Raw genomic sequence first — 23480 nt, 5'->3', positions numbered from 1 at the left:
GACCGGAGTTCCGCCTTGGCTGACATCGTTCTCTATACCAAGCCCGGCTGTGGCTACTGCCACGCCGCCCGGGACCTGCTCGATCGCAAGGGCGCGCCCTATGAGGACATCGTCGCCTCCCATGACCCTGCGAAGAAGCAGGAAATGATCCAGCGCTCCGGCGGTCGCATGACCTTCCCGCAGATCTTCATCGGCGGAAAACACATCGGCGGTTCTGACGACCTGCACGCGCTTGACCGCAAGGGCGAGCTCGACGCATTGCTCCGGCCCTGATGGCAACACTTCCGATCGCCCTGATCCAGACCCGCACTCCGGCCAGTCCGGCGGCGGCCCTGGCCCATGTTGAACCCCTGATCCGGGAGGCGGCGGCAGGCGGGGCGAAACTGATCCTGACGCCGGAAGCGACCAATTTCCTGATCCGGGACCCGGCGGCCCGTGCCGCCGTCCTCACGGACCCGGATCTCGATGTGGTGGTCACCGGCCTGCGCGCCCTGGCGCAGGAACTCGGCGTCTGGCTTCTGATCGGCTCGGCCATTGTCCGGTCGGGCCATCCGGGCGACGACCGCGCCGCCAACCGCTCCCTGCTGATCGACGATGCGGGCGCTGTGGTGGCGACCTATGACAAGCTGCACGTCTATGATGTCGACCTGCCGACCGGCGAGCGCTGGCGCGAAAGCGCCGCCATCCGTCCCGGCGATGCCGCTGTGGTGGCCGACACGCCCTGGGCCCGGCTCGGCCTGACCATCTGCTACGATATCCGCTTCCCGCAGCTGTATCGCGCCCTGGCCGGGGCCGGCGCCGGCATGATCTCCGTGCCCGCCGCCTTCACCGTCCCGACCGGCGAGGCCCATTGGGAAACCCTGTTGCGGGCCAGGGCCATCGAGACGGGCTGCTGGATCCTCGCTCCGGCCCAGGCCGGTCTGCATGAGGACGGCCGCCGCACCTGGGGCCGGTCGACCGTCGTCGGCCCCTGGGGCGAGGTCGTGGCCAGGCTTGATCACGACGAGCCGGGTATCCTCCATGCGGCCCTGGATTTCGACGCCGTCACACGCGCCCGTAACGCCGTGCCGCAACTGACCCACGACCGCAGGTTCGCCGGACCACAATGATCCGCTACGCCCTTCAGTGCGATCACGGACACGGCTTCGAGGCCTGGTTCGGCGACTCGGCCGCCTATGACGACCAGGCCGCACGCGGACTGGTCGAATGCCCGCTCTGCGGCTCGCGCGGGGTGTCCAAACAGATCATGGCCCCGGCTGTCGCCGGGACCCGCAAGACGGCGTCGGGACCCGATCTTGCGACGATGCAGACCATGATGACCCGGATGGCCCGCGAGGTGCGGTCCCACGTCGAGCAGAATTTCGACTATGTCGGCGACGCCTTCGCCCGCGAGGCCCGGGACATCCATGAAGGTCGGTCCGAGAAGCGCGAAATCTATGGTGAGGCCACGCCCGCCGAGGTGAAGAAGCTGAAGGACGACGGCATCCCCTGCGCCGCCCTGCCGCCGCTCCCGCCCGATCCGGCCAAGGCGCACTGAGCGTAACCCGAAGGCGGAGTCCGTAATGGCGTTTCAAGGCGGCCCCGCCCGACAGCCCTTGTCCGGCCTGGACTGGCGGACGATGACGGTTGCCGATCTGGACGCCGTCACGACGATCGCCGCCGTCGGTTTCCCGGACCATTTCGAAGGCCGCGCCTGTTTCGAGAACCGGCTCAGCCTGAACCCGTCCGGCTGTTTTGTGCTGGCGGGGGAGGGCACCGCGCCGGTCGGCTATCTGGTGGCCTATCCGTGGACGGCGCACGCCGCGCCGGCGCTGGACACCCTGATCAGCGCCATACCGGACGATGCCGCCGTGATGTATCTGCACGACCTCGCCCTTGCCCCGCCGGTGCGCGGGGCCGGCTGGTCCCGTCCCGTTGTCGAGCGTCTGGCGCAGGAGGCCCGCGCCGCCGGCTGGCCGGCCCTGACCCTGGTGGCGGTCAATGACGCCGCACCGTTCTGGGAACGGCACGGCTTCGTGGTCATCGACCCGCCCGGCATGGCGGACAAGCTGGCGTCCTATGGCGCGGACGCCTGCTATATGATCCGCCACCTGACCGGCCAGGGCGAAATCCCGCCGCAGCCCGGGTCACGGCACCGGCAGGAGGGCGCCGCGGGTCCTTACGCGCGGGTCAGGCCCTAGCCGCGCGTCCAGCCCTTGCCGGCCATGCAACCGCGAAAGGCGTCGCTGCGAATGCCCTCGCCGGTCGAGGCGCGGCATTCTGCGCGGGCGGCGTCGAACGGCTGGGCGTTCTCGCCATGCCAGGCCAGGTCGTCGCTGTCCGAGGCATCGATCACGGTGACACAGGCCGAGGTCAACAGGGCGGCGGACAGGACGGAGAGGATGAGCAGGCGTTTCACGTGGGGCTCCTGTTTCTGGAGGTGGAGAGGAGACCCCTCATCCCACCGACCGGCCTTCCTGTCCCGTTACAACGAGGTCAGGTCGATGAACCCCCGATGAACCGGGTCGGGTCCGCCCGACAGTCAGGTCGCCGGGGTGGCCGGCACGGGCGGCGGTGCCCAACTGCGATCCCGCTGCCCGGAACAGTCCGGCAGGGGTTCGGTCGCCGGGGGGCTTTCGGCACCCCCAACCGCCATCCAGATACCCATCCACTGGCCGCGATAATTGTCCACGCCGGTCGGCCAGTCCATCATGGGGATCGCGTCCGAGATGCGGCGGTCCAGCGCCCGGTTGCCGGTTGAGCGCACAATGACCGCCTGGGCGACCCGCGAAGGCCGCCCTCGCCCCCAGCGGATGCAGAGGCCCGCCACGCCGCGACTGTCGGTCGCCGCCTCCTGGGTCGCGGTGAGGGGCGGAGCCTGGGTGGTGGCTGTGGCCAGCAGGGCGGCGGACAGGATGGCGATCATGCGGAACTCCTTGCCGCGGGCTTCAGTCCCGCGTTGCGATCATCAGATAGTTTATAGCGGTATCGTCGCTTTCGCTCCAACGATCCGCAAACGGATCATAGGCCAGCCCGAACGGTCCACTGACCGCCACCGGCTCCTCCGACAGCATCCGCCGGATCTCCTCCGGCTTGAGGAACTGGCTCCAGTCATGGGTCCCGGCGGGCACCCAGCGCAGGACGTATTCCGCAGCGACCTTGCCGAGCGCCAGCGCCTTCAGCGTCCGGTTCAGCGTGGCGACGATCATCATCCCGCCGGGCTTCACCAGCCGCGAACAGGCGCGGATGAAGGCCTCCGGATCGGCCACATGTTCAATCACCTCAAGCGTCAGCACGACGTCGAAAGGCCCGGCCCCCTCGGCCTCCAGCTGTTCGACGGTGGCGGCGCGATAGGCGATGTCGAGGCCCTGCTGTTCCGCATGGGCCCGCGCCGTTCCGATGTTTTCTGCCGAGGCGTCGACGGCGGTGACCTGGAAGCCCAGCCGCCGCATCGGTTCGGCGATCAGCCCGCCGCCGCAGCCGACGTCCAGCAGGGTCAGGCCGGCAAAGGCGGCCCGTGCCCTGACATCGCGCCCGAACCGCTCCGCCGCCCGGTCGCGGACGAAGGCCAGCCGGGCCGGATTGAATTTGTGCAGCGGTGCGAAAGGTCCGTGGGCGTCCCACCATTCCGCCGCCTGGGCCGAAAATCGCGCCACATCGGCGGGATCTATCGAGGGGCCGGCAGCCCCGCCTTCGAATTCCGCGCCGCTTTGGGGTTTGCGCGCCGATACCCTGTCGTTAGAAGCGGCCATGGGCCGAGGGATGAACCCGCGCGGCCTTCCATGCAAGATGGGGCGATCCGCCACGATGACGCGGCCAGACGAAACGCGGTCAGCCAAGACGCGACTGGTGATGAAGTTCGGCGGCACCTCCATGGGCGACCTCGAACGCATCCGCCGCGCCGCCCGCATCGTCGCGGCCGAGGCCGCTGCGGGCAAACAGGTCGCCGTGGTCGTCTCCGCCATGGCGGGCAAGACCAATGAACTGGTCGCCTGGACCGACGGCGCGGGGCGGCCGGGCCAGGGGGTCGAGCTCTCGGATGATGAATACGACATCGTCGTCGCCTCGGGCGAACAGGTCACCGCCGGCCTGCTGGCCCTGACCTTGCGCAACATGGGCCTGAATGCCCGCAGCTGGATGGGCTGGCAGATTCCCATCCTCACCGATGAGGCCCACGGTCGCGCCCGGATCGAGGAGGTGCCCGGCGAGGTCCTGGGTGCCGCCATGGACGCAGGCGAGATCGCCGTGGTGCCCGGCTTCCAGGGCGTCAGCCGCTCGGGGCGGATCACCACCCTCGGCCGCGGCGGCTCGGACACCTCGGCGGTGGCGGTCGCCGCCGCCCTCAGCTGCCCTTGCGACATCTACACGGACGTGGACGGCGTCTATACGACCGACCCCCGCATCGAATCGCGCGCGCGGCGTCTCGAGAAGATCTCCTATGAGGAGATGCTGGAAATGGCCTCGCTGGGGGCAAGGGTGTTGCAGACCCGCTCGGTCGAACTGGCCATGGCCAAACGGGTGCCGCTCCGGGTGCTGTCCAGCTTTATCGAACCCGACGAAAACGGCATCCTGCCCGCCAAGTCCGGCACACTGATCTGCGACGAGGAGGAAATCGTGGAAAAACGCATCGTATCGGGCGTGACCATGAGCCGCGACGAGGCCCGTATCACCCTGCTGGGCCTTTCTGACCGGGTCGAGGCGCCGGCTGACGTCTTCGCCCGGCTGGCCGGGGCCAACGTCAATGTCGACATGATCGTGCAGAGCCAGGCGCGCAGCGAGGGCGCGGTCAACCTGACCTTTACCACCGGCCGCCGCGACGCCGCCCGCGCCGCCGAGCTCATGCGCGCCGCCCGGACCGAACTCGGTTTCGAGGAACTGCGTGTCGATGAGGATGTCGCCAAGGTCTCGGTCGTCGGCGTCGGCATGCGCAGCCATGCGGGGGTGGCCCAGACCATGTTCCGGGCCCTCGCCGACAAGGGCGTGAAGTTTCAGGCCATCTCGACATCCGAGATCAAGATCAGCGTATTGATCGACGCTGCCTATGCGGAATTGGCAGTTCGTGCACTTCATGCCGCTTATGGACTTGAGCAAGTCTAGGAATTGAGCCGGACGGCGCCCATCTGCGGCGTCGTTCATCAGGAGGGGCCATGCCGGTTGGCGGATTGACGACGGGGCCACGGAACCTCCTTCGCCAGATTCGCGAAGCCATGGCCGGCGCGACTCCGGCCCAGGACCGGCTCGATACGGTGGTGCGCATCATCGCCCAGTCGATGGTGGCCGAGGTCTGTTCGATCTATCTGCGCCGCGCCTCCGGCGAGCTTGAACTCTTCGCCACCCAGGGCCTGAAGCCCGAGGCCGTCCACACGACCCGGCTGCGTCCCGGCGAGGGCCTGGTCGGTGAGGTGGCGCGCACCGCAGCCCCCATCAGCCTGTCGGACGCACCGTCCCATCCCAGCTTCGCCTACCGGCCGGAGACGGGCGAGGACCCCTATCACGCCTTTCTCGGTGCCCCCCTGCTGCGCGGCGGCCGCGCGATCGGTGTGCTCGTCGTCCAGAACCGCTCCGAGCGGCGCTATGATGACGAGGAAGTCGAGGACATCCAGACCATCGCCATGGTCCTTGCCGAGACCGTGGCCTCCGGTGAATTGCTGGCACAGGACGAGTTGCGCGACATCGAGGTCGCGCCGCACCGGCCCGAACGCCTCAAGGGCCAGCGCTTCGCCGAGGGTCTGGCCTACGGTCACGTCATCCTGCACGAGGCTCCGGTCGCGCCCGAGAACCTTCTGGCCGAGAACCAGCAGGTCGAGGAGATCCGGCTGCGCGAGGCCTTGATCAGCCTCAAGGCCCATATCGATTCCATCCTTGACGGCGGTCAGGGCAAGCTCGCGGGCCTGCCGTTCGAGGTGCTGGAAACCTACCGGATGTTCGCCGACGACCGGGGCTGGAACCGTTCGCTTGAAGAGGCTGTCCGAACCGGCCTGACCGCCGAGGCCGCCGTTGACCGCGTCCGGAACGAGCACCGCGCCCGGTTCGCCCAGGCCCGCGACCCCTACATCAAGGAGCGGCTGCACGACTTCGAGGATCTGGCGAACCGGCTGTTGCGGGTGCTGGCCGGCGACAGGCCGGGCGAGCGCGACCTGCCCGACGATGCGATCCTTGTCGCCCGTAACCTCGGTCCGGCCGATCTGCTGGAATATCCCCGCCACAAGCTGCGGGGCCTCCTGCTCGAGGAGGGCTCGGCCGCCAGCCACGCCGCCATCGTCGCCCGCGCCCTGCAGATCCCCTGTGTCGGGCGCATCATGGGGCTGCGCGACCGGTTGTCGGAAGGCGACCTCGTCATCGTCGACGGCGAGACCGGTGAGACCTATCTGCGTCCTCGCCCCGACATGCTGGCCGCCGTCCAGTCACGCATGCTGGTCCGCAGTGCGCGCCAGGCCGAATTCACCAAGCTCCGCGACGTTCCGGCCGTCACCCTCGACGGGACCCGGATCACCGTCCTCACCAACGCGGGCCTGGCTGTCGATCTGGAGAACCTGGACGCCACCGGTGCCGAGGGCATCGGCCTGTTTCGCACCGAATTCCAGTTCATGGTCTCGGAGGAACTGCCCCGCCTGACCAGCCAGACCGCCCTGTACAAGCTGGTTCTGGACACGGCCGGAGACCGGCCCGTCACCTTCCGCACCCTCGATATCGGTGGCGACAAGGTGCTGCCCTATCTGGAGACCGAACGGGAGGAGAATCCCGCCCTGGGCCGCCGTGCCATCCGCCTCGGTCTTGACCGGCCCGGCCTGCTGCGGCTGCAGCTGCGGGCCCTTCTGACCGCCGCCGCCGGCCGCGAGCTGCGGGTGATGTTCCCGATGATCGCCACAGTCGACGAGTTCCGTGCAGCGCGCGAGATGGTCGATGTCGAATGCGCCTGGGCCAAACGCCGGGGCCGGGAACTGCCGGCCCTGCTGCGGGTGGGGGCCATGATCGAATGCCCGTCTTTGCTCTGGCACCTCGACGCGCTTCTGCCCCTGACCGATTTCGTGTCGGTCGGGACCAATGACCTGTTCCAGTACATGTTCGCCGCCGACCGGACGAACCCGCTGGTTTCCGATCGCTACGACCCCCTGTCGCCTCCGGCCCTGCGCGCCCTGGCCGAGATCCAGAAAAAATGCGCCGAGACCGGCACGCCTGTGTCGGTTTGCGGAGAACTGGCCGGCCGGCCGCTGGAAGCCTTCGCCCTCCTGACCCTGGGGTTCACCCGCCTTTCGGCTCCGGCGGGCGGCGTCGGATCGGTGAAGCGGATGATCCTGTCGGCCGACCTGACCGCCGCCCGGCGCAGCATGGCCAGCCTGCTGGGCTCCTCTGCCGGCTCAATCCGGGGTGAGCTCGAATCCCTGGCGCGGAAGTTGAACGTCACGATCTGAACCGTCCCGGTCCGACACGTCGGGATGGCTAACAAATCGTTGATCGGGCGGCTCTAATGAGTTATCCACAAGCTGGGTCGTGGTGGTCTGCGGGGGCAGGCCGGAACCGCCGTCCCGATATGGTACGGGCCGTCAGTTCGAGTATGGCGACGCGGGGGGATCCCTCGCGCCCGCCGAGTGTGGGGTCAGGCGTAATGGCGCTGGATGCGGGGGGAACCTCCGAAGAGCTCAGGGCTCATCCAGACTGGAAGGATGTCGTTCCTTCCGTCACGGATGCGGCGACTCTGGGCGACGGCCTGCGCATCGCCCGTGAATACTCCGGCCGCTCCCTGGCCGAACTGTCCAGCCTCACCCGCGTTCCGCCGCGCTATCTGACGGCGCTGGAACAGAATGATTTCTCGACCCTGCCCAACCGGGTCTTCTCGATCGGCTATGTGCGCGCCTATGCCGGCGCGCTGGGCCTTGACGAACAGCTGGCGGTGGAGCGGTTCAAGCGCGAGAGCCCCGATCCCTCCGTGCCCCTTCAGGCCCCGGTCGGCGTGGCCTTCGAGGAGGTCCGTCGCTATTCGCCGCGTCTGATTGCCGCCGGCCTGGCCCTCATCATCGCCGTGGTCGGCTGGAACGTGTTCCAGCGTGTCAGCCTGATGCGGGCCCCCCAGCCTTCCGACCTGACCGCCATTCCGGAAAGCTGGACCCTTGGGGCCGTCCCCGGCCAGCCTGAGGCCCTGCGCCTCTCCGCGCCGCGCCCGGCCCCGCCGGACCAGACCATACCGGCCCTCTACATCACGCCGGGTCTCGAGGCCGAGCTGACCGGCGTCGACCCGGCCTCGCCCGAAGCCCTTGCCGCGGCGGCCTTCGGCGCGCCGCCGGTGCAGCGGGCCTTCAACCCCCGCGGCGCCATCTATGGCGCTTCGGCCGGTGCCTCACAGGTGGTCATCCAGGCGCGCAAGGCGGCGAGTCTGGTGGTCCGGATGGCGGACGGCCGGGTCCTTTTCGCGCGACAGCTGGCGGCCGGAGATGCCTGGCGTGCGCCTGCCGGCGTGGCGGCTGTGGTGGACGTCTCCAGTCATTTCGCCGATTTTGACGTCTATCTGAACGGCGAACACGGCGGCACGCTCACCGCTGAGCAGACCCCGCTCAGCCAGCTCAACGCCCGTGCCCAGACCCTCGCCCGTCAGGCGGCCGCCGAGGTCGTGGCCCGCACCCAGGCCGCCCAGGCGGAGGCCCAGGCCCAGGCGGAGGCTGTCGCGGTCGAGACGGCCCAGGTTCCCACGACAGGGGGCTGATCGCGGCATCGGGTGTCGTGGCCATGCCGCAATCAAGGCCCTATGTTGCGGCCCCATGAGTACTGACCTTTCCCATATCCGTCCCTGGCGACACATCGAGCGCCGCAAGAGCCGCCAGATCATGGTCGGATCGGTGCCTGTGGGCGGCGATGCGCCGATCTCCGTCCAGTCCATGACCAATACGCCGACGTCCGACGCGGCGGCGACGCTGGAGCAGATACGCCAGCTGGAGGAGGCCGGTGCCGACATCGTCCGGGTCTCCTGCCCCGACGAAGCCTCGACGGCAGCCTTCCGGGTCATCGCCCGCGAGTCCCGCGTCCCCTTGGTCGCAGATATCCATTTTCACTACAAACGCGGCATTGAAGCGGCCGAGGCCGGCGCCGCCTGCCTGCGTATCAATCCGGGCAATATCGGCTCGGCGGACCGGGTCCGGGAGGTCATCCAGGCGGCCCGCGACCACGGCTGCTCCATGCGCATCGGCGTCAACGCCGGCTCACTGGAGAAGGAGCTGCTGGAAAAATACGGCGAGCCCTGCCCCGAGGCCATGGTCGAGAGCGCTCTCAACCACGCCCGCATCCTCCAGGACCACGATTTCCACGCGTTCAAGATCTCCGTGAAGGCCTCCGACCCCTTCCTGACCGTGGCGGCCTACCAGCAGCTGGCCGAGGCCATCGACTGCCCCCTGCACCTGGGCGTGACCGAGGCCGGTCCCCTGCGGTCGGGCACGATCAAGTCCGCCATCGGCCTCGGCTCCATGCTCTGGGCCGGGATCGGTGACACCATCCGTGTCTCGCTCGCCGCCGACCCGGTGGAGGAGGTCAAGGTCGGTTTCGACATCCTCAAGTCGCTGGGCCTGCGCCACCGCGGGGTGAACATCATTGCCTGCCCCTCCTGCGCCCGTCAGGGCTTCAACGTCATCGAGACCGTCGGCATCCTCGAGGAGCGTCTGGCCCATGTGACCACGCCGATGTCGCTGTCGATCATCGGCTGCGTCGTCAACGGCCCGGGCGAGGCCTTGTACACGGACATCGGCTTCACCGGCGGCGGGGCCGGCTCGGGCATGGTCTATGTCAACGGCAGGATGGCCCACAAACAGCACAACGACGGTATGGTCGATCACATCGTGGAACTGGTCGAGGCGAAAGCCGCCGAACTGGACGCGGCGCGCGCGGTAGAAGCCGCGCCGAGGATCGCCCTGCGGTAGCAATCGGTTGCGGCGACTCCGGACGGGGCGCATATTCCGCCCATGCCCGCGCTCGATCCCACAGAGTCCGAATTCGCCTCGATCGAAGAGGCCGAAGCCTATGACGCCTGGTTCCGGGCGAAGGTGGAGCGGTCTCTGGCGGATACCCGGCCTCCGATTCCGCATGAACAGGTCATGGCGGAAATGAAGGCCTTGATCGAGAGCTACCGCAAATAGTCGTGGCCCGGGTCGCCTGGGCCGAAGATGCGCGGTCCGACCTGCGCGCGATTCTTGCCTTCATCGCCGAGCGAAATCCCGATGCTTCCGAGGCTATGAACAACCTCTTCGAGGCCGCTGCCGACCGGCTTGCCCGGTTTCCGATGGCAGGGCGACCCGGGCGCCGAGCCGGCACGCGGGAGATGGTCGTCCATCCCAACTACATTCTGGTCTATCACGTGGAAGAGAAACTGGTGCGGATCGTGAACGTGCTGCACACCCGCCGACAATACCCGTGACCGGTCTCTTGAATCTGGGAAGAGCAGCATGAAACTCTACATCACCGTCCCGTCGCCCTTCGCCCGCAAATGCCGGATCGTGGCCCGTGAGAAGGGGCTGATCGACCGGATCGAGGAGATCGTGGTCGACCCCTACGCCAATGCGCCGGAACTGCTGGCCTCCAATCCGGTGGTCCAGGTCCCGACCCTGATCGCCGAAGACGGCCTGCCGATCAGCGACAGTCCGGTGATCTGCGACTACCTGGACTCTCTCGGCTCCGGCCCGCGCCTCCTGCCCGCCGAGGGCGCGGAGCGTCTGCGCGTGCGGCGGCTGGAGACCCTGGGCAATCAGGCGCTGGAGATGGGGGTCAAGCTGGTGCTGGAAAAGCGCCGCCCCGAAGGCGAGCAGTCCCCGTCGTGGATCGGTCGCTGGACCGAAAACATGGGCCGGGCGCTTGATGCGCTTGAGGCCGCACGCCCCGACCCGACCCGGCTGGACATCGGCCTCATCACCGCCGGCGTCGCCGTGACCTGGATCGGCTTCCGCCATCCCGATTTCGACCTCGCGGCGGGTCGTCCCGGGCTGATGGCCCTGCAGGCGGCGCTGGAGGCCCGGCCGAGTTTTGCGGACACACGACCGGGCTGAGCCGTCCCGGCCGCACCCGGGATCAGATCACGCCTCGTGCCCCTGCATCGACAGGCCCGCATCGACAGGGCGGTGTCCGTCGGAGTAAACACCGCCTCCCGTTTTGAAGAGGCGCTTCCCCCTTGCGACTGCCCCAGGCCCGGCTCGATCAGGTGCTCGACCGTTTCCACCAGGTGGAGGCGCGGATGGGTGCGGCCAGCGACGGCCAGGAGATCGTCCGCCTGTCCAAGGAACATGCGGAGATGAAGCCCGTCGCCGACGCCGTCATGGCGCTGGCGAGGACCCGGGCCGAGATGGCCGATCTCGAAGCCATGGCCACCGACCCCGAGATGGCCGAAATGGCCGCCGACGAACTGCAGGCGCTCAGGGACCGGCTGCCCGACATGGAGCGCGACGTGGCCCTGCTGCTGGCCCCGCGCGATGCCGACGAAAACGCCTCCGCCGTGCTGGAAGTCCGCGCCGGCACCGGCGGCGATGAGGCCGCCCTGTTCGCGGGCGACCTGTTCCGCATGTACTCCCGCTATGCCTCGACCCGGGGCTGGAAGGTCGAACTGGACTCCGCCACCGAGGGCGACGCGGGCGGCTACAAGGAGATCATCGCGACGGTCACGGGCGACGGCGTCTTCGGCCGGCTGAAGTTCGAGAGCGGCGTCCACCGCGTCCAGCGGGTCCCGACGACCGAGGCCGGCGGCCGAATCCACACCTCGGCCGCCACGGTCGCCGTCCTGCCCGAGGTCGAGGATGTCGAGATCGAGATCCACGACAAGGACATCCGCATCGACACCTTCCGCGCCTCCGGCTCGGGCGGCCAGCACGTCAACAAGACCGATTCCGCCGTGCGCATCACCCATTTCCCCTCGGGGATCGTGGTGACCTCCTCGGAGAAGTCCCAGCACGTCAACCGCGACAAGGCGATGAAAAACCTGCGCGTCCGGCTCTACGACATGCAGCGCCAGATGAAGGACGACGCCCGCTCCGACTCGCGCAAATCACAGGTCGGCTCCGGCGACCGGTCGGAGCGTATCCGCACCTATAATTTCCCGCAGGGCCGGGTGACCGACCACCGTATCGGTCTGACCCTGCACAGCCTGCCGCAGATTCTCGAGGGCGACATCGACCCCCTGCTCAACGCCCTGATCGCGGAGGATCAGGCGGCCCGCCTCGCCGATCTCGAGGCGGAATTCGGCTAAGGCCTGACCGGACCTGACTGAAACAGCGAGTCCGGTCCCGGAACTTGCCCAACAATGCTCCAGACCGCCGAATGCCCGGAGACCCCATGACCCCGACCCTCGTGACCGCCTGGAAGGCTGCGACCGCCACGCTCAAGGCCGGCCGCATCGACAGCCCGTCCATCGACGCCCGCCTGCTGCTGGAGGTCGCCACCGGCGCGAGCCGCACCGACATCCTGACCGACCCCTACCGCGTCGTGACCCCGGACCAGCAGGCCGCCCTGGACGGCTTCGTCGAACGCCGCCTGCGCCGCGAGCCGGTCTCGCGCATCCTCGGCCGGAAGGGCTTCTGGAAGATCATGCTGAACGTCACCCCCGATGTGCTCAGCCCCCGGCCCGACACCGAGGCCATTCTCGACGTCGTCATGCTGGCCTATCCGCCGCATCAGGCCTTCGAGATGATCGATCTCGGCACCGGCTCCGGCGCCATCCTGCTGGCCACCCTGGCCGAGCGGGCCGGGGCGCGCGGCGTCGGCACCGACATCTCCTTCGAGGCCCTGGCCGTCGCGAAGGAGAACGCCACCAACCTCGAACTCGACAACCGCGCCACCTTCCTGCGCACCGAATGGGCCGCCGGTTTCGGCGACGCCAGCTTCGATCTGGTGGTCTCCAACCCGCCCTACATCCCGTCCGGCGACATCCCCGGCCTCGACCCCGAGGTCCGCGAGCATGACCCGCATCTGGCCCTCGACGGCGGCCCCGACGGCCTCGTCGCCTATCGCGAACTGGCCCCGGAGATCCGCCGCATCCTGCGTCCCGGTGGCATCTTCGCCGTCGAGATCGGCTGGGACCAGGGCCCGCAGGTCAAGGCCCTGTTCGAGGCGGCGGGCTTCGACCACGTCATCATCGTCAAGGACCTGTCCGACCGCGACCGCGTCGTCACCAACGGCCCGGACCCGAGGACAAACCCCATTCCGAAGATGTAGCGTTCCTCCCCCATCGGGGGAGGGGGACCGCCCGAAGGGTGGTGCAGGGGTCTCAAACAAACCTCTTGGAAACGGCCCCTTGCCGCGCTAAGTCTTCTTCTGTCTCCCACCCAAAACGCACGCCTTGGACCGCTTCAGGCCCATCCACGCGCGCTCAGGGCATGTGAAGGTCTGGCCAGATCGGCCGGGCGGACCACGGGGAGATATGTATTTCCGATCACATCGTCAGCGGGGATTGGCCCCGGAACGAAGCGGAACGACCCAACGGACAGCACCGGCGGCCATCGCCCCGGACCGTCCCTCATACAAAGCACGGTAGCGTCGGATGAGAGATTTCAAGGGCATGAAGCGTCAGCGCGGACGCAACAGAAAGCCCGGCGGCGGCAGCGGCAACAACAATGCCAACGCCACCAATCCGAACCGTTCGTGGGACTCCCAGGGCCCCGAGAACATCAAGGTCCGCGGCAACGCCCAGACCGTCTATGAGCGCTACATGCAGCTGGCGCGTGACGCCTCCGCCGCCGGCGACCGCGTCCTGGCCGAGAACTACACCCAGCACGCCGAACACTATTTCCGCGTCCTGCGCGCGCTCCAGCCCTCGCGTCCCGTGTCCGAGATCGCCCAGCGCGAACTGGCCGGCCAGGGTTTCGATATCGATTTCGAGGACGAGACCGGCGCCCAGGCCGCCGCCATCATGGCTGCCGAAAAGGTCGAGGCCGACCGTCTCGCCCAGATCGAGGCCCGCCAGCGCGAGGCCGAGGAACGCCAGAACGACCGCCAGAACGACCGCCCCAATGACCGCCAAGGTGATCGTCAGGGGGGCGAACAGCCCCGCCGGGAATGGCGTGACCGCGACGACCAGCCGCGTCAGGACCGCGAACCGCGCGAGCCCCGGTCCGAGAGTGACGGCGGCTTCAATGCCGACGGCAGCCGCCGCGAGACCCGCCGCGAACGCTGGGAGCGCCGCCAGCTGGAGCGCAACGCCCGCTTCGAACGCGAAGGCGGTGAGGCCCGCACCGAGAGCGACGCTCCGCCCGCCGAGACGACCGAGGCCGCCCCGGACGTCCGTTCCGACCGGCCGGAACGGGCCGAACGCCCGGCCCGCGCAGAACGTCCCGAGCGCAAGCCCCGCCGTGATGCCGGCGTGGCCACCGACGACGGTCCCTCGGCCCTGCCGGGCTTCCTGACCCGTTCGACCGCATCGGCACCGGAACCCGTTGAAGCCGCCGAAGAGGCCGCCGCGCCCAAACGTCGCGCGCCCCGCCGCAAGGTCGAGGCCACGGCCGCCGAGGACTGACCGGCACCCTGCCCGCCGTGCGAGGTCGCTTGACGCCGCCTCGCTTCGCTGGCCCAAGGGGGCCTCGATCTCTCCCGGAGCGCCCATGTCCGGCCTGTCGCGGTCTTCGGCCCTGAGCCTTTTCGCGAGCCTCGCGCTCGCTGCCTGCGCCTCCGCGCCACCCCCGCCACCACCCCCGCCGCCACCCGCCGCGTCCGGAGAGGCCGCCGGATCGGTGGCGCTGCGCGACTGGCGCGGCATCGTCACGGCATCCGACCGCGACCGCTACAGCCGCCGGGATGCGGCCTGGTCTCTGGCCCTGCAACAGGCCCGCCGTCAGCCCGGCTCGGGCGACCTGAGCGGTCTCGGTGACCTGATCGACCCCCGCGCCGCCCGGTCATCGGTCGCGCCGCCGCCCGGCGACTATCGCTGCCGCACCGTCAAACTGGGCTCCCAGGGGGGCGAGGACGGCCTCGGCTATGTGGTCTACGGCTGGTTCGCCTGCCGCATTGAAGCCACACAGCGGGGTCTGAAATTCTCCAAACAGACCGGCAGTCAGCGCCCCGCCGGCCTGCTGTTCCCCGAGAACGACCGCCAGATGGTCATGCTCGGCTCCCTCGCCCTGGCCGAGGAGCCGCCCGCCAACTCCTACGGCCAGCGGCCCGACCGCGACCTGATCGCCGTTCTGGAGCGGATCGGTGAGCGCCGCTGGCGGCTGGTCATCCCCTGGCCCCAGGCCGAGTCCAACCTCGACCTGATCGAGCTGGTGCCGGCCTGAGCATGGCCGCGTCGGATCGGGAGGTCCCGAAGGGCCGACGACCGCGGCCCGACAAAACGGCCATCGTCGGGGCGGGCCCCTCCGGCCTGGCGGCAGCCCTCATGCTGGCGCGGCAGGGGCGGGACGTCATCGTCTTCGAACGGTTCGAACAGGCCGGGCCGGTCGGGGCCGGCTTCATGCTCCAGCCGACCGGACTGGCCGTGCTCGATGCGCTCGGTCTGACCCCGGCGGTCGAGGCCATGGCCCAGCCGATCGACCACATCTTCGGACGCGAGGCCCGGCGCGGCCGCATCGTGCTGGATGTCCGCTACGACGACCTGCACCGTCCGAGGCTGGCGCTCGGCGTCCACCGGGCGGCCCTGTTCGACGTCCTGCACCGCGCCTGTCTCGAGGCCGGTGTCAGGTTCGAGACCGGCCGGGAGATGGTCGCCGCCGATGGCGGGCGGCTGACGGACGCGTGCGGTCACTCCACCCCGGCCTTCGACCTGATCGTCGACGCCTCGGGCGCGCGCTCCCGGATCGCCGCCGGCCTCGGCGCCGCGCCGCGCCCGCTGGCCTGGGGAGCCCTGTGGGGCACCGTGCCCTGGCCGGGAGAGCCGTTCGATCCCCGCGCCCTGCAACAGGTCTATCGCGGCGCCTCGAAGATGGTCGGCGTCCTGCCGGTCGGGGCCCGACCCGGCAGCCCCGACCGCCTCGCCACCTTCTTCTGGAGCCTGCGGACCGAAGACCATGCCGCCTGGCACGAGGCCGGCCTGGACGCCTGGAAGGCCGAGGTCCGGACCCTCTGGCCCGAGACCGCGGGCCTGCTGGAGACCCTGACCGACCCGGACCAGCTGACCCTCGCCCGCTACGGTCATCACACCCTGGCCCGGCCCGTCGCCGACCGGCTGGCGATCATCGGTGACGCGGCCCATTCGACCAGTCCGCAGCTGGGGCAGGGGGTCAATATGGGCCTGCTCGATGCCTGGAGCCTGAGCGAAGCGCTGGCGTCGCATACCGACCTGCCGGACGCCCTGTCGGCCTATGCCGCCGCGCGCCGCTGGCATGTGCGGCTCTATCAGGCGCTCAGCCTCGGCTTCACCCCTTTCTACCAGGCCGATGGTCGGGTTCTGCCCTGGGTCCGCGACCACATCCTCGGCAAGGTGTCGCGGCTGCCGCTGTCGCCGCGCCTGCTGGCGGCCACCGTCTCGGGCCTGCTGCTGGACCCCCGCCCGTCACACCGCCCTTGACCCCGCTCGCCCGGACCGCGAATCTCCCACGGCGGGATGGTCCCGCCCTGTCAGGAGGTTCCCATGCGCGGCGTCAGCATCACCATCGGCTCGGTCATCGCAGTCGTCATCGTCCTGGCCGTCGTCATGATCGGCCTGCCGTCCTACAACGTCTATTCCAAACAGATGCAGGGCAAGGCCGCCTATGAGCAGGCCGTCCAGGACCGCCGCATCCGCGTGCTTGAGGCCCAGGCCGCCCTCGACTCGGCCCAGCTGACCGCCCAGGCCGAGGTCGCCCGCGCCCGCGGCACCAATGAGGCCAACCGCATCATGGCCGAAAGCCTCGGCGGCCCCGAGAACTACCTGCGCTGGGCCTATATCGACATGCTCAAGGAAACCGCCGGCAAGTCCGGCCGCGAAACCATCTACATCCCGACCGAGGCCGGCATGCCGGTGCTCGAAGCGGGCCGGGTCTCGCGCCGCCAGACGGAGTAGGGGCTCAAACCTTCGTCAGCCGCAGGTCATGGTAGTCATAGCTGAAGTCCGCATCCGGACTGACCGCCTTCATCGTCGCGGATACGGGCCGGCCGTTCTCCAGCCTGAAGGTGATGAAGACATCCTCCTCGCGCCGGTCGGTGAACCGGGTCCGCAGGGTGTCGCCGTCATAGGGCTCGACCGGGCCCTGCAGCGACGGCGTCCGGCTGAAGCTCAGCCACAGCTGAAGGTCCCGTGCCTGGATCGTGATGTCGCCGTACCAGGGGTCGCGCCAGGTTCCGGCATAGGCCGCCAGCGGCAGGGACGGCGGCGCGCCCGCGGCCTGTTTCGCATCGATCTCCGCCGCCGCCTCGATCGATTTCGCATCCCCCTCGGCCTTCAGACGTACCCCGTCCGCGACCCAGTCGAAGCCGGTCTTGCCCATGACGATGTCGGTGATGCCGCTGCGCAGGGCACGGGTCAGGAAGCTCTCCTCGGCATTGGTGAAATAGGAGAAGCCCGCATTTCGCCCCGGGATCAGCACCGTGCCCGAGACATAGCCCGGGGCTCCGCCGCCGTGGGTGATCATCCGTTCGCCGCGATAGTCCTGCACCTGCCAGCCGGTCGCATAGGTCGAGGCGATGGCCCGCCCGGGCAGGGTCTCGGTCGGTCCCGCCGAGTTGGAGATGATGATATTGGGCCGCCACATCTCATTGGCCCGGGCTTCGGAATACAGCCGGGTCCCGTCCGGCAGTTCGCCGCGCGCCAGCTGCACCGCGATCCATCTGGCCCAGTCGACCGGGGTCGTGACGAAGCCGCCCGCCGCCCCCGCAGCCGACCAGTTCCAGACCTCCTGGATCGACTGGCCGATGGTCCGCATCTCGCCCTGGTAGCGCAGCGGCGGCCCGACCCGACCGTGCGGCAGGGCTGATTTGGCCGGATCGGCCCCGACCATCACCGGCAGGGTCTCGGTCATGCCCAGCCGGTCCAGAATCCGGGTCTGGACGAAATCCTCCCACGCCATGCCCGAGACCGCGGCGATCACCTCGCCGGCCACCACGAACATCAGATTGCAGTAGTGGTAGGTGGTCCGGAAACTGTCCTCGATCGGCACATGGGGCACGGCGGCCATGATCTCGGCCCGGGTCCGGTCGCTGTTGGGCCAGAACAGCAGGTCCCCGGCCCCGAGGCCGAAGCCGATCCGGTGGCTGACCAGATCGCGCACCGTCACCATGTCGTTCAGCTCGGGTTTCGACAGGCTGAAGCCGGGCAGATACGTGCGCACCGGCTCGTCCCACTTCACCTTGCCCTCATCGATCAGGATGGCCAGGGCGGCGCAGGTCACCGCCTTGGTGTTGGAGGCGATGGCGAACAATGTGTGCTCATCCACCGCCGCCCCGCCGATGGCCCGCACGCCATAGCCGCGCGTCAGCACCGCCTGCCCGTCCTTGACCAGCGCCACAGACACCGCCGGCTGGTCCGGAAAGCCGGCCATAACCCGTTGCACATAGGCGTCGACCTGATCCGCCAGCGAGGCGCTGTCGTTCGCGGCAGCCTGGGCCCAGCCGGTCGAGGGCAGGGCGGCCGCCCCGGCCACGGAGGAAACCAGAGCCGCGCGGCGGGTGAGGCGGATCGTCATAAGGGGCACTCCGGACAGGTTAGGTGCGGACGCTAGAGCAATCAACCGCGGAGTTGAACCGGCCGTCGCGTCTTTGGTGGAGTGCGGTGGTGGTCAGGTTCATCACAACGGACACAACGCAGGGCACAACGCACACAACGGGACCGGAGCTCCGTTAAGTTCGGTGTCATCTCCGGCGGACTTGAAATCGCGGCGGACGCCGCATTGTTCCAGCCCAGCCCCGGTGGGTCCGGGCATCCGCGCAGCACCCGCTGTGTCCGTTGTGCCCTGCGTTGTGTCCGTTGTGACGAACCAGCCCTGTCCGCCTCGGCGCCCGCCCTAGCCCCGCGTCTCCCACGCCATCCACAGTGCCACCAGGGCGATGCCGCCGGCCATGACGGCGCGCAGCACCGGCCCCTGTACCCGCGTCAGGACCGCGCCACTCGCCCCGGCCGCGCCCAGCACGATCAGGGCATGCACCACGACCGCCACGGCCAGATGCAGGCCGCCGAGACTCAGCGCCTGCACCAGCGGCGACCCATGATCGGGCCGCATGAAGGTCGGCAGCAGGGCGACATAGAAGACCGCCGCCTTGGGATTGAGCAGATTGCCGGTCATCCCGCGCAGGAACAGGCCGCGCATCGTCCGGTGGTCGGGACCGTCCGGGGCCGCGGGATCGCTGTCGCCGCGCCAGGCCTCCCAGGCCAGCCACAGCAGGAACACCACCCCGGCCCAGCGGATGATCTGGAACAGCGGCGGCCAGATCAGCAGGACCTGTGTCAGGCCGAAGGCCGCGGCCAGCATCCACACCGCCAGCCCGACCGTCACCCCGGCGACCGCCGCAAACCCCGCCCACCGCCCGCGCCCCAGAGACACCAGCGCCAGCCAACCCATGTTCGGCCCCGGCGTCAGCTCGATCAGGGCCACCGCCAGCAGGAAGGGCAGGATGACGGCAGGATCGACGGGCCAGGCTGTGTGGGGGATCATCCCGGCCGGACCCCCAACCGCCGCACCACCTCGGCCCGATCAGTGGCGGACAGGTCCAGGCGGGCGGCCTCCTCATATTTCTCACGGGCCTGATCGCGCCTTCCTTGCGCCTCCAGCGCCCGGCCCCAGGCCAAATGCAACGCGCCCCACTGCGGAGCCCGGTCGGCGGCGGCGCGGTATTTGCGGATCGCCCCGGCCGCGTCACCCCGGGCCATCAGGGCGTCGCCCCAGTACTTTTGAGGGTCCGCCCAGCGAGGGCCGCGTTCGATGGCCAGTTCGTAGAAATCGATGGCCCCGGCCACATCGCCGCGCGCCATCAGCATCTGGCCGCGCTCGGCGAAGGCGAACGGCAGCGACGGCCCCTGCCGCCGCGCCTCGGCCGACCAACGGTCGGCGGCGGGTCTGTCTCCGGCCAGTTCCGCGATCCGCGCCCGTGCCGTGAGGCAGGGATAGCAGTCGGTCGGCGTCCGCCCGACCAGGGCAACGGCTTCGTCCAGCCGCCCCATCCGCGCCATGACCTCAGCCATCCGGGGCCAGATCACTATCGGTATCTGCGCGACATGGTCGGGGCGGCTCACCAGGCCCTCCCAGGCCTGCAGCTCCGCCAGGGCCTGAGGCCACAGTTCGCGCGCTATCAGAAGGTCGGCCGTTGGGATCGACAGATCGTAGTACACCCCGGTGATGCGGTAACTCTGGACCGCCGACGCGACCCCGACGTCCACCAGGACCCTTCTGGCCCGGCCGAGGTCATGTGCGGCAACCAGAAGGCTGGCCTGATGCAAGGGGGCGGCCTGAACAATTCCCGCGTATTCCTGTTTGCCGGCCAGCGTTCCAACCAGGTCAGCGGCGGCCGCCGCATCTCCCTGATAGTCGGCGATAAAGGCCCGGTTGACGATCTCCGTAACCTCGGCCGGGCCCGGCTGAAGGACTCGGCGGCCGGGCCCATTCAGGATGCGAACGAGCCGGTTCGAACTGGCCAGCGCGCGTTCTGTATCGCCGACCATATCGTATATGGCCGCCAGATTGTTCTCCGCCGGCGCGAAATCGGGATCGATTTCGAGCGCGCGCCTGTAACGAACCATGCCCTGATCGAAATAACCCTGTCTGTCCAGGTCCACCCCGAGGCCCAAATTGGCATAGGCGCGATCCAGCGGCGCCCCTGAAGCGGCGAGCTTCCTCAAGACGGCCAGCCCCTCGTCTCGCCGTCCCGCGCCCCGAAGGTAGATCGCATAGCGATAGGGCTGGGTCATCTCATAGATGGCCTCGGCGGCGCCCTGAACCAGGGCGTCCAGATCACCGGTCGGGCTGACGATGGTGCGACCGCCCCCTGCCGGGGTTCGCACCTTCATCGACAGGCTTTCACCCGCCCGCGTCACCTCGCCGGAGATGACCGTCTCGCGACCCAGTGTCCCTCGCAGCCAGTGATCCAGCTCGCCGATGGAAACGCCCGTGGAGGGGATTTCCACGCTGACGTCCCCCTGCCAGTTGTTGGCATAGGTGTTGGCCGCGCGGATCGAATCCGTCTCCGCCTGAAGCCGGTTGAGCCGGTCCAGCAGTTGCGAGGAAACGGCCCGGCTATCCAGCCCGCGCTGGGCCAGATCCGGCGGCGTCGACAGCGGCTGGATGACCAGCCCACTGGCCTGTCGGGCATTCCAGACGAAACCGATCACGCCCGCTGCGAGCAGAAGAACGACGACGGCAATGGCGATGTCCCGCACCGCCTTGATCCGGTTCCGGAACCGCTCGTTGCGGGCCAGACCGATCTGTTCGCGGGACAGGTTGGCCTCTTCACGGGCGACATCGATCTGCTCGCGCATCAGGGCGGCATTGATGCGCAGAACCTCCAACGCAGCATCGCCGGGCGTCTGGCCGCTGGCGGCGATCTCCATGGCGATCTCCACCGGATCAGGCGTGGTGGGGGCGGCCGGTCGCGGACGCCGGGACTGGCCGGTCGGCTTGTTTGTGTCGGTCATGGCTATGTCCTCGCCCCCAACCTGCGCACCACCTCGGCCCGGTCGGTGGCGGACAGGTCCATGCGGAAGGCCTGCTCATACTTCTCACGGGCCTGATCGCGGCGGCCTTGTGCCTCCAGCGCCCGGCCCCAGGCCAGGTGCAGGGCGCCCCAGCGGGGGGCGCGGTCGGCGGCGGCGCGGTATTTGCGGATCGCACCGGCCTCGTCGCCCTGCGCCATCAGGGCGTCGCCCCAGTATTTCTGCGGATCGGCCCAGCGGGGGCCGCGCTCGATGGCCTGTTCGTAGAAGTCGATGGCCCCGGCGGTGTCGCCGCGCGCCATCAGCATCTGGCCCCGCTCGGCGAAGGCGAAGGGCAGGGACGGTCCCTGCCGCCGCGCCTCGGCCGACCAGCGGTCCGCCGCCGCCCGATCCCCCGCCAGCTCCGCGATCCGCGCCCGCTCGCGCACACACAGGTAGCAGTCCAGCGGCGTGGCCGCGATCAGCGCCTGGGCCCCGGCCAGATCGCCGGTCCGTGCCCGGGCATAGGCGAGGCGGGGCCAGATGAAGGTCGCGCGGGCCGCGCTGGCGCGCAGGGGCAGGGTCGGGGCCACCTCCGACTCGAAGGCCTCCAGCGCCGCCAGGGCCTGTGGCCACTGGTCCAGGCTCGCCGCCGCCTCGGCCAGGGGCGCGAACGGTGGCGTGAGGTTCATCCAATAGATGTTTGTTCCAGGGTAGAGATTCAGGCTGTGGCTAAGGGCTGAGGCCTCAGAGGGTTGGTGCAGGGCGATCAGAGTGCTGACCAGATCCCGAACGTTGTCCTCCCAAAATTGATCTGTGATCTCTGACCCACCCTTCGTTCTGACCCTGAGCGCCTCTGACCAGTCCCCCCGCAGTTCCGCAAGCCTGGCCTGCGCTCGAAGCGGAATGGATACCTGCCGCCCTGCGCTTAGTTTGGCGCGGTTGCGCGGCTTGGAAAGAGATTCTGCGGCACGCTGGGCTTCGAACAGAACCGCCTCGTCGTGGCCGAGTAGGAGCCGGAAACTCGCGAGGTTGAACAGCAACAGGGGGTGTTCCGCGTCGATCTTCAGGCCGACTTGCAGAAACGAGATCGAATCCTGCGGCAATACACTCGTAGACACTGCCAGACCATTGTTGCCCCAGAGCCGTTCGATCTCTGTTGGACTGGACGAAAGCGTCTTCAGGATGGCCCGCCTGCGGTCCAGCAGTGCCTGTTGCTCCGGACCGGCGGCGAGGGATATCGCGCTGTTCTGGAGGTAGATCGCATAGCGATAGGGCTGGGTCTCCTCATAGAAACGCTCGGCCGCCTGCCGCATCAGATCGGCCGGACGATCGGCTGGCCCCTGCACCGTGACCGCTGTGCCGTCGCTGGTGCGGATCACCAGTTCAAGTCCGCGGGTGGTTCGGCTGAGACCTCCGTCGACATAGGATTCCTTGCCCAGCAAGCGGACCAGAGCGCGGTAGGTGTCGGTCAGGGACAGACCCCCCGCCTCGACCTCGACAGTAATGCCCTCGGACCAGTCGTTGCGGAAACTCGCCGGCGGGCGGGCTGATTGGCTGACCGCGTCCAGCCGGACCAGTTCGTCCTGGAACAGGGCGGCGACGGCGCGGCCGTCCAGACCGTCCTCGACCAGCTCCGGCGGCACCGAAAAGGGCTGGATCACCAGACCGGTCGTCCGGCTGGCGCTCCACACCACGGCCCCGACCGCCACCACGAGGGCGACGACCATGGCGGCGATGGCGATGTCGCGGATGGAGCGGATGCGGTTGCGGAAGATCTCGTTGCGCGCCAGCACGCCCTGATGCGTCAGGAGCGCGGCATTGGCGTGAAGCACCGCCATGGCCGCCTCCGCCGGGGTCTTGCCCGTGGCGGCGATCTCCATGGCGATCTCGACCGGATCGGGTGTGGTGGGGGCCGAAGCCCTTGCCGTTGCGCGTGGTCGTTTGGCCAAGCCGTCGTCTCCTCCCCTCGTCCTCAAGGAACAGTTTCGCGGGTTTGACCGTTGCGCACAAC

General features: G+C 69.0%; 24 protein-coding genes. 17 read left to right on the top strand and 7 right to left on the bottom strand.

Annotated elements, in window-relative coordinates; all coding sequences use genetic code 11:
- Positions 1-15 precede the first annotated feature (15 nt).
- From grxC to Q0053_RS07875, 4 genes are read left to right on the top strand one after another with little or no spacing between them, the layout of a single operon-like run.
- Positions 16-273 (top strand): glutaredoxin 3, encoded by a 258-nt coding sequence (gene grxC / locus Q0053_RS07890; RefSeq protein ID WP_298098423.1) that lies wholly within the window; start codon positions 16-18, stop codon positions 271-273.
- Complete coding sequence (locus Q0053_RS07885) at positions 270-1109, top strand: carbon-nitrogen hydrolase family protein (RefSeq protein ID WP_298098654.1); 840 nt, start codon at positions 270-272, stop codon at positions 1107-1109. Before grxC ends, Q0053_RS07885 begins: the two co-directional genes overlap by 4 nt.
- On the top strand, positions 1106-1537 hold the full coding sequence (locus tag Q0053_RS07880) for a DUF1178 family protein (RefSeq protein WP_298098420.1): 432 nt from the start codon (positions 1106-1108) through the stop codon (positions 1535-1537). The genes Q0053_RS07885 and Q0053_RS07880 overlap by 4 nt, the downstream gene beginning before the upstream one ends.
- 25 nt (positions 1538-1562) lie before the next feature.
- Positions 1563-2180, top strand: a complete 618-nt coding sequence (locus Q0053_RS07875) for a GNAT family N-acetyltransferase (protein ID WP_298098417.1) — start codon at positions 1563-1565, stop codon at positions 2178-2180.
- On the opposite strand, the gene Q0053_RS07870 is transcribed toward Q0053_RS07875, so the two are convergent.
- From Q0053_RS07870 to ubiG, 3 genes are all read right to left on the bottom strand, one after another.
- Positions 2177-2398 (bottom strand): hypothetical protein, encoded by a 222-nt coding sequence (locus Q0053_RS07870; RefSeq protein ID WP_298098415.1) that lies wholly within the window; start codon positions 2396-2398, stop codon positions 2177-2179. The two genes, Q0053_RS07875 and Q0053_RS07870, sit on opposite strands and share 4 nt — an antisense overlap.
- 123 nt (positions 2399-2521) lie before the next feature.
- Complete coding sequence (locus Q0053_RS07865) at positions 2522-2905, bottom strand: hypothetical protein (protein ID WP_298098412.1); 384 nt, start codon at positions 2903-2905, stop codon at positions 2522-2524.
- Positions 2906-2927: 22 nt separating this feature from the next.
- Entirely contained in the window at positions 2928-3731 is an 804-nt protein-coding gene (ubiG, locus tag Q0053_RS07860) for a bifunctional 2-polyprenyl-6-hydroxyphenol methylase/3-demethylubiquinol 3-O-methyltransferase UbiG (RefSeq protein WP_298098409.1), read from the bottom strand.
- Positions 3732-3786: 55 nt separating this feature from the next.
- Here ubiG and Q0053_RS07855 point away from each other — a divergent pair, with 55 nt between their 5' ends.
- The 13 genes from Q0053_RS07855 (at position 3787) to Q0053_RS07795 (ending at position 16912) form a co-directional block, all read left to right on the top strand.
- A complete protein-coding gene (locus Q0053_RS07855) occupies positions 3787-5076 on the top strand; it encodes an aspartate kinase (protein WP_298098406.1) in 1290 nt (429 codons plus the stop codon).
- Positions 5077-5186: 110 nt separating this feature from the next.
- Positions 5187-7391 (top strand): phosphoenolpyruvate--protein phosphotransferase, encoded by a 2205-nt coding sequence (gene ptsP, locus Q0053_RS07850; protein ID WP_298098403.1) that lies wholly within the window; start codon positions 5187-5189, stop codon positions 7389-7391.
- 194 nt (positions 7392-7585) lie between these two features.
- Positions 7586-8677, top strand: coding sequence for a helix-turn-helix domain-containing protein (locus tag Q0053_RS07845; protein ID WP_298098400.1), 1092 nt, complete (start codon positions 7586-7588; stop codon positions 8675-8677).
- 55 nt (positions 8678-8732) lie between these two features.
- A complete protein-coding gene (gene ispG, locus Q0053_RS07840; protein WP_298098397.1) occupies positions 8733-9881 on the top strand; it encodes a flavodoxin-dependent (E)-4-hydroxy-3-methylbut-2-enyl-diphosphate synthase in 1149 nt (382 codons plus the stop codon).
- A gap of 42 nt (positions 9882-9923) precedes the next feature.
- Positions 9924-10097, top strand: a complete 174-nt coding sequence (locus tag Q0053_RS07835) for a hypothetical protein (protein ID WP_298098395.1) — start codon at positions 9924-9926, stop codon at positions 10095-10097.
- 2 nt (positions 10098-10099) lie between these two features.
- A complete protein-coding gene (locus Q0053_RS07830) occupies positions 10100-10375 on the top strand; it encodes a type II toxin-antitoxin system RelE/ParE family toxin (protein WP_298098392.1) in 276 nt (91 codons plus the stop codon).
- A gap of 28 nt (positions 10376-10403) precedes the next feature.
- Positions 10404-11000 carry a glutathione S-transferase N-terminal domain-containing protein gene (locus Q0053_RS07825; RefSeq protein ID WP_298098389.1) on the top strand — a complete coding sequence of 199 codons (597 nt, stop codon included), beginning with the start codon at positions 10404-10406 and terminating at the stop codon, positions 10998-11000.
- Positions 11001-11122: 122 nt separating this feature from the next.
- Positions 11123-12190 carry a peptide chain release factor 1 gene (gene prfA, locus Q0053_RS07820; protein WP_298098385.1) on the top strand — a complete coding sequence of 356 codons (1068 nt, stop codon included), beginning with the start codon at positions 11123-11125 and terminating at the stop codon, positions 12188-12190.
- Positions 12191-12276: 86 nt separating this feature from the next.
- Positions 12277-13155, top strand: coding sequence for a peptide chain release factor N(5)-glutamine methyltransferase (gene prmC / locus Q0053_RS07815; RefSeq protein ID WP_298098383.1), 879 nt, complete (start codon positions 12277-12279; stop codon positions 13153-13155).
- A gap of 325 nt (positions 13156-13480) precedes the next feature.
- The gene (locus Q0053_RS07810) at positions 13481-14452 is read left to right on the top strand and encodes a DUF4167 domain-containing protein (RefSeq protein ID WP_298098380.1); all 972 of its coding nucleotides are present in this window, start codon (positions 13481-13483) and stop codon (positions 14450-14452) included.
- Between the two features lie 85 nt (positions 14453-14537).
- Entirely contained in the window at positions 14538-15209 is a 672-nt protein-coding gene (locus Q0053_RS07805) for a DUF4893 domain-containing protein (RefSeq protein ID WP_298098377.1), read from the top strand.
- A gap of 2 nt (positions 15210-15211) precedes the next feature.
- The gene (locus Q0053_RS07800) at positions 15212-16438 is read left to right on the top strand and encodes an NAD(P)/FAD-dependent oxidoreductase (protein WP_298098374.1); all 1227 of its coding nucleotides are present in this window, start codon (positions 15212-15214) and stop codon (positions 16436-16438) included.
- Between the two features lie 63 nt (positions 16439-16501).
- Positions 16502-16912 (top strand): hypothetical protein, encoded by a 411-nt coding sequence (locus Q0053_RS07795; RefSeq protein WP_298098372.1) that lies wholly within the window; start codon positions 16502-16504, stop codon positions 16910-16912.
- 4 nt (positions 16913-16916) lie between these two features.
- On the opposite strand, the gene Q0053_RS07790 is transcribed toward Q0053_RS07795, so the two are convergent.
- The 4 genes from Q0053_RS07790 to Q0053_RS07775 form a co-directional block, all read right to left on the bottom strand.
- Complete coding sequence (locus Q0053_RS07790; protein ID WP_298098369.1) at positions 16917-18530, bottom strand: serine hydrolase; 1614 nt, start codon at positions 18528-18530, stop codon at positions 16917-16919.
- 318 nt (positions 18531-18848) lie between these two features.
- Positions 18849-19496, bottom strand: a complete 648-nt coding sequence (locus Q0053_RS07785) for a LysE family translocator (RefSeq protein ID WP_298098366.1) — start codon at positions 19494-19496, stop codon at positions 18849-18851.
- Entirely contained in the window at positions 19493-21469 is a 1977-nt protein-coding gene (locus Q0053_RS07780; RefSeq protein WP_298098363.1) for a tetratricopeptide repeat protein, read from the bottom strand. Before Q0053_RS07780 ends, Q0053_RS07785 begins: the two co-directional genes overlap by 4 nt.
- Positions 21470-21471: 2 nt before the next feature.
- Positions 21472-23418, bottom strand: a complete 1947-nt coding sequence (locus Q0053_RS07775) for a hypothetical protein (RefSeq protein WP_298098360.1) — start codon at positions 23416-23418, stop codon at positions 21472-21474.
- Between the last annotated feature and the right edge of the window lie 62 nt (positions 23419-23480).

The sequence above is a fragment of the Brevundimonas sp. genome, from assembly GCF_027487935.1.
In the GTDB taxonomy this organism is placed as follows: domain Bacteria; phylum Pseudomonadota; class Alphaproteobacteria; order Caulobacterales; family Caulobacteraceae; genus Brevundimonas.
The sequence above is the reverse complement of the archived record's forward strand: the minus strand, read 5'-3'. Positions and strand labels throughout refer to the sequence as shown.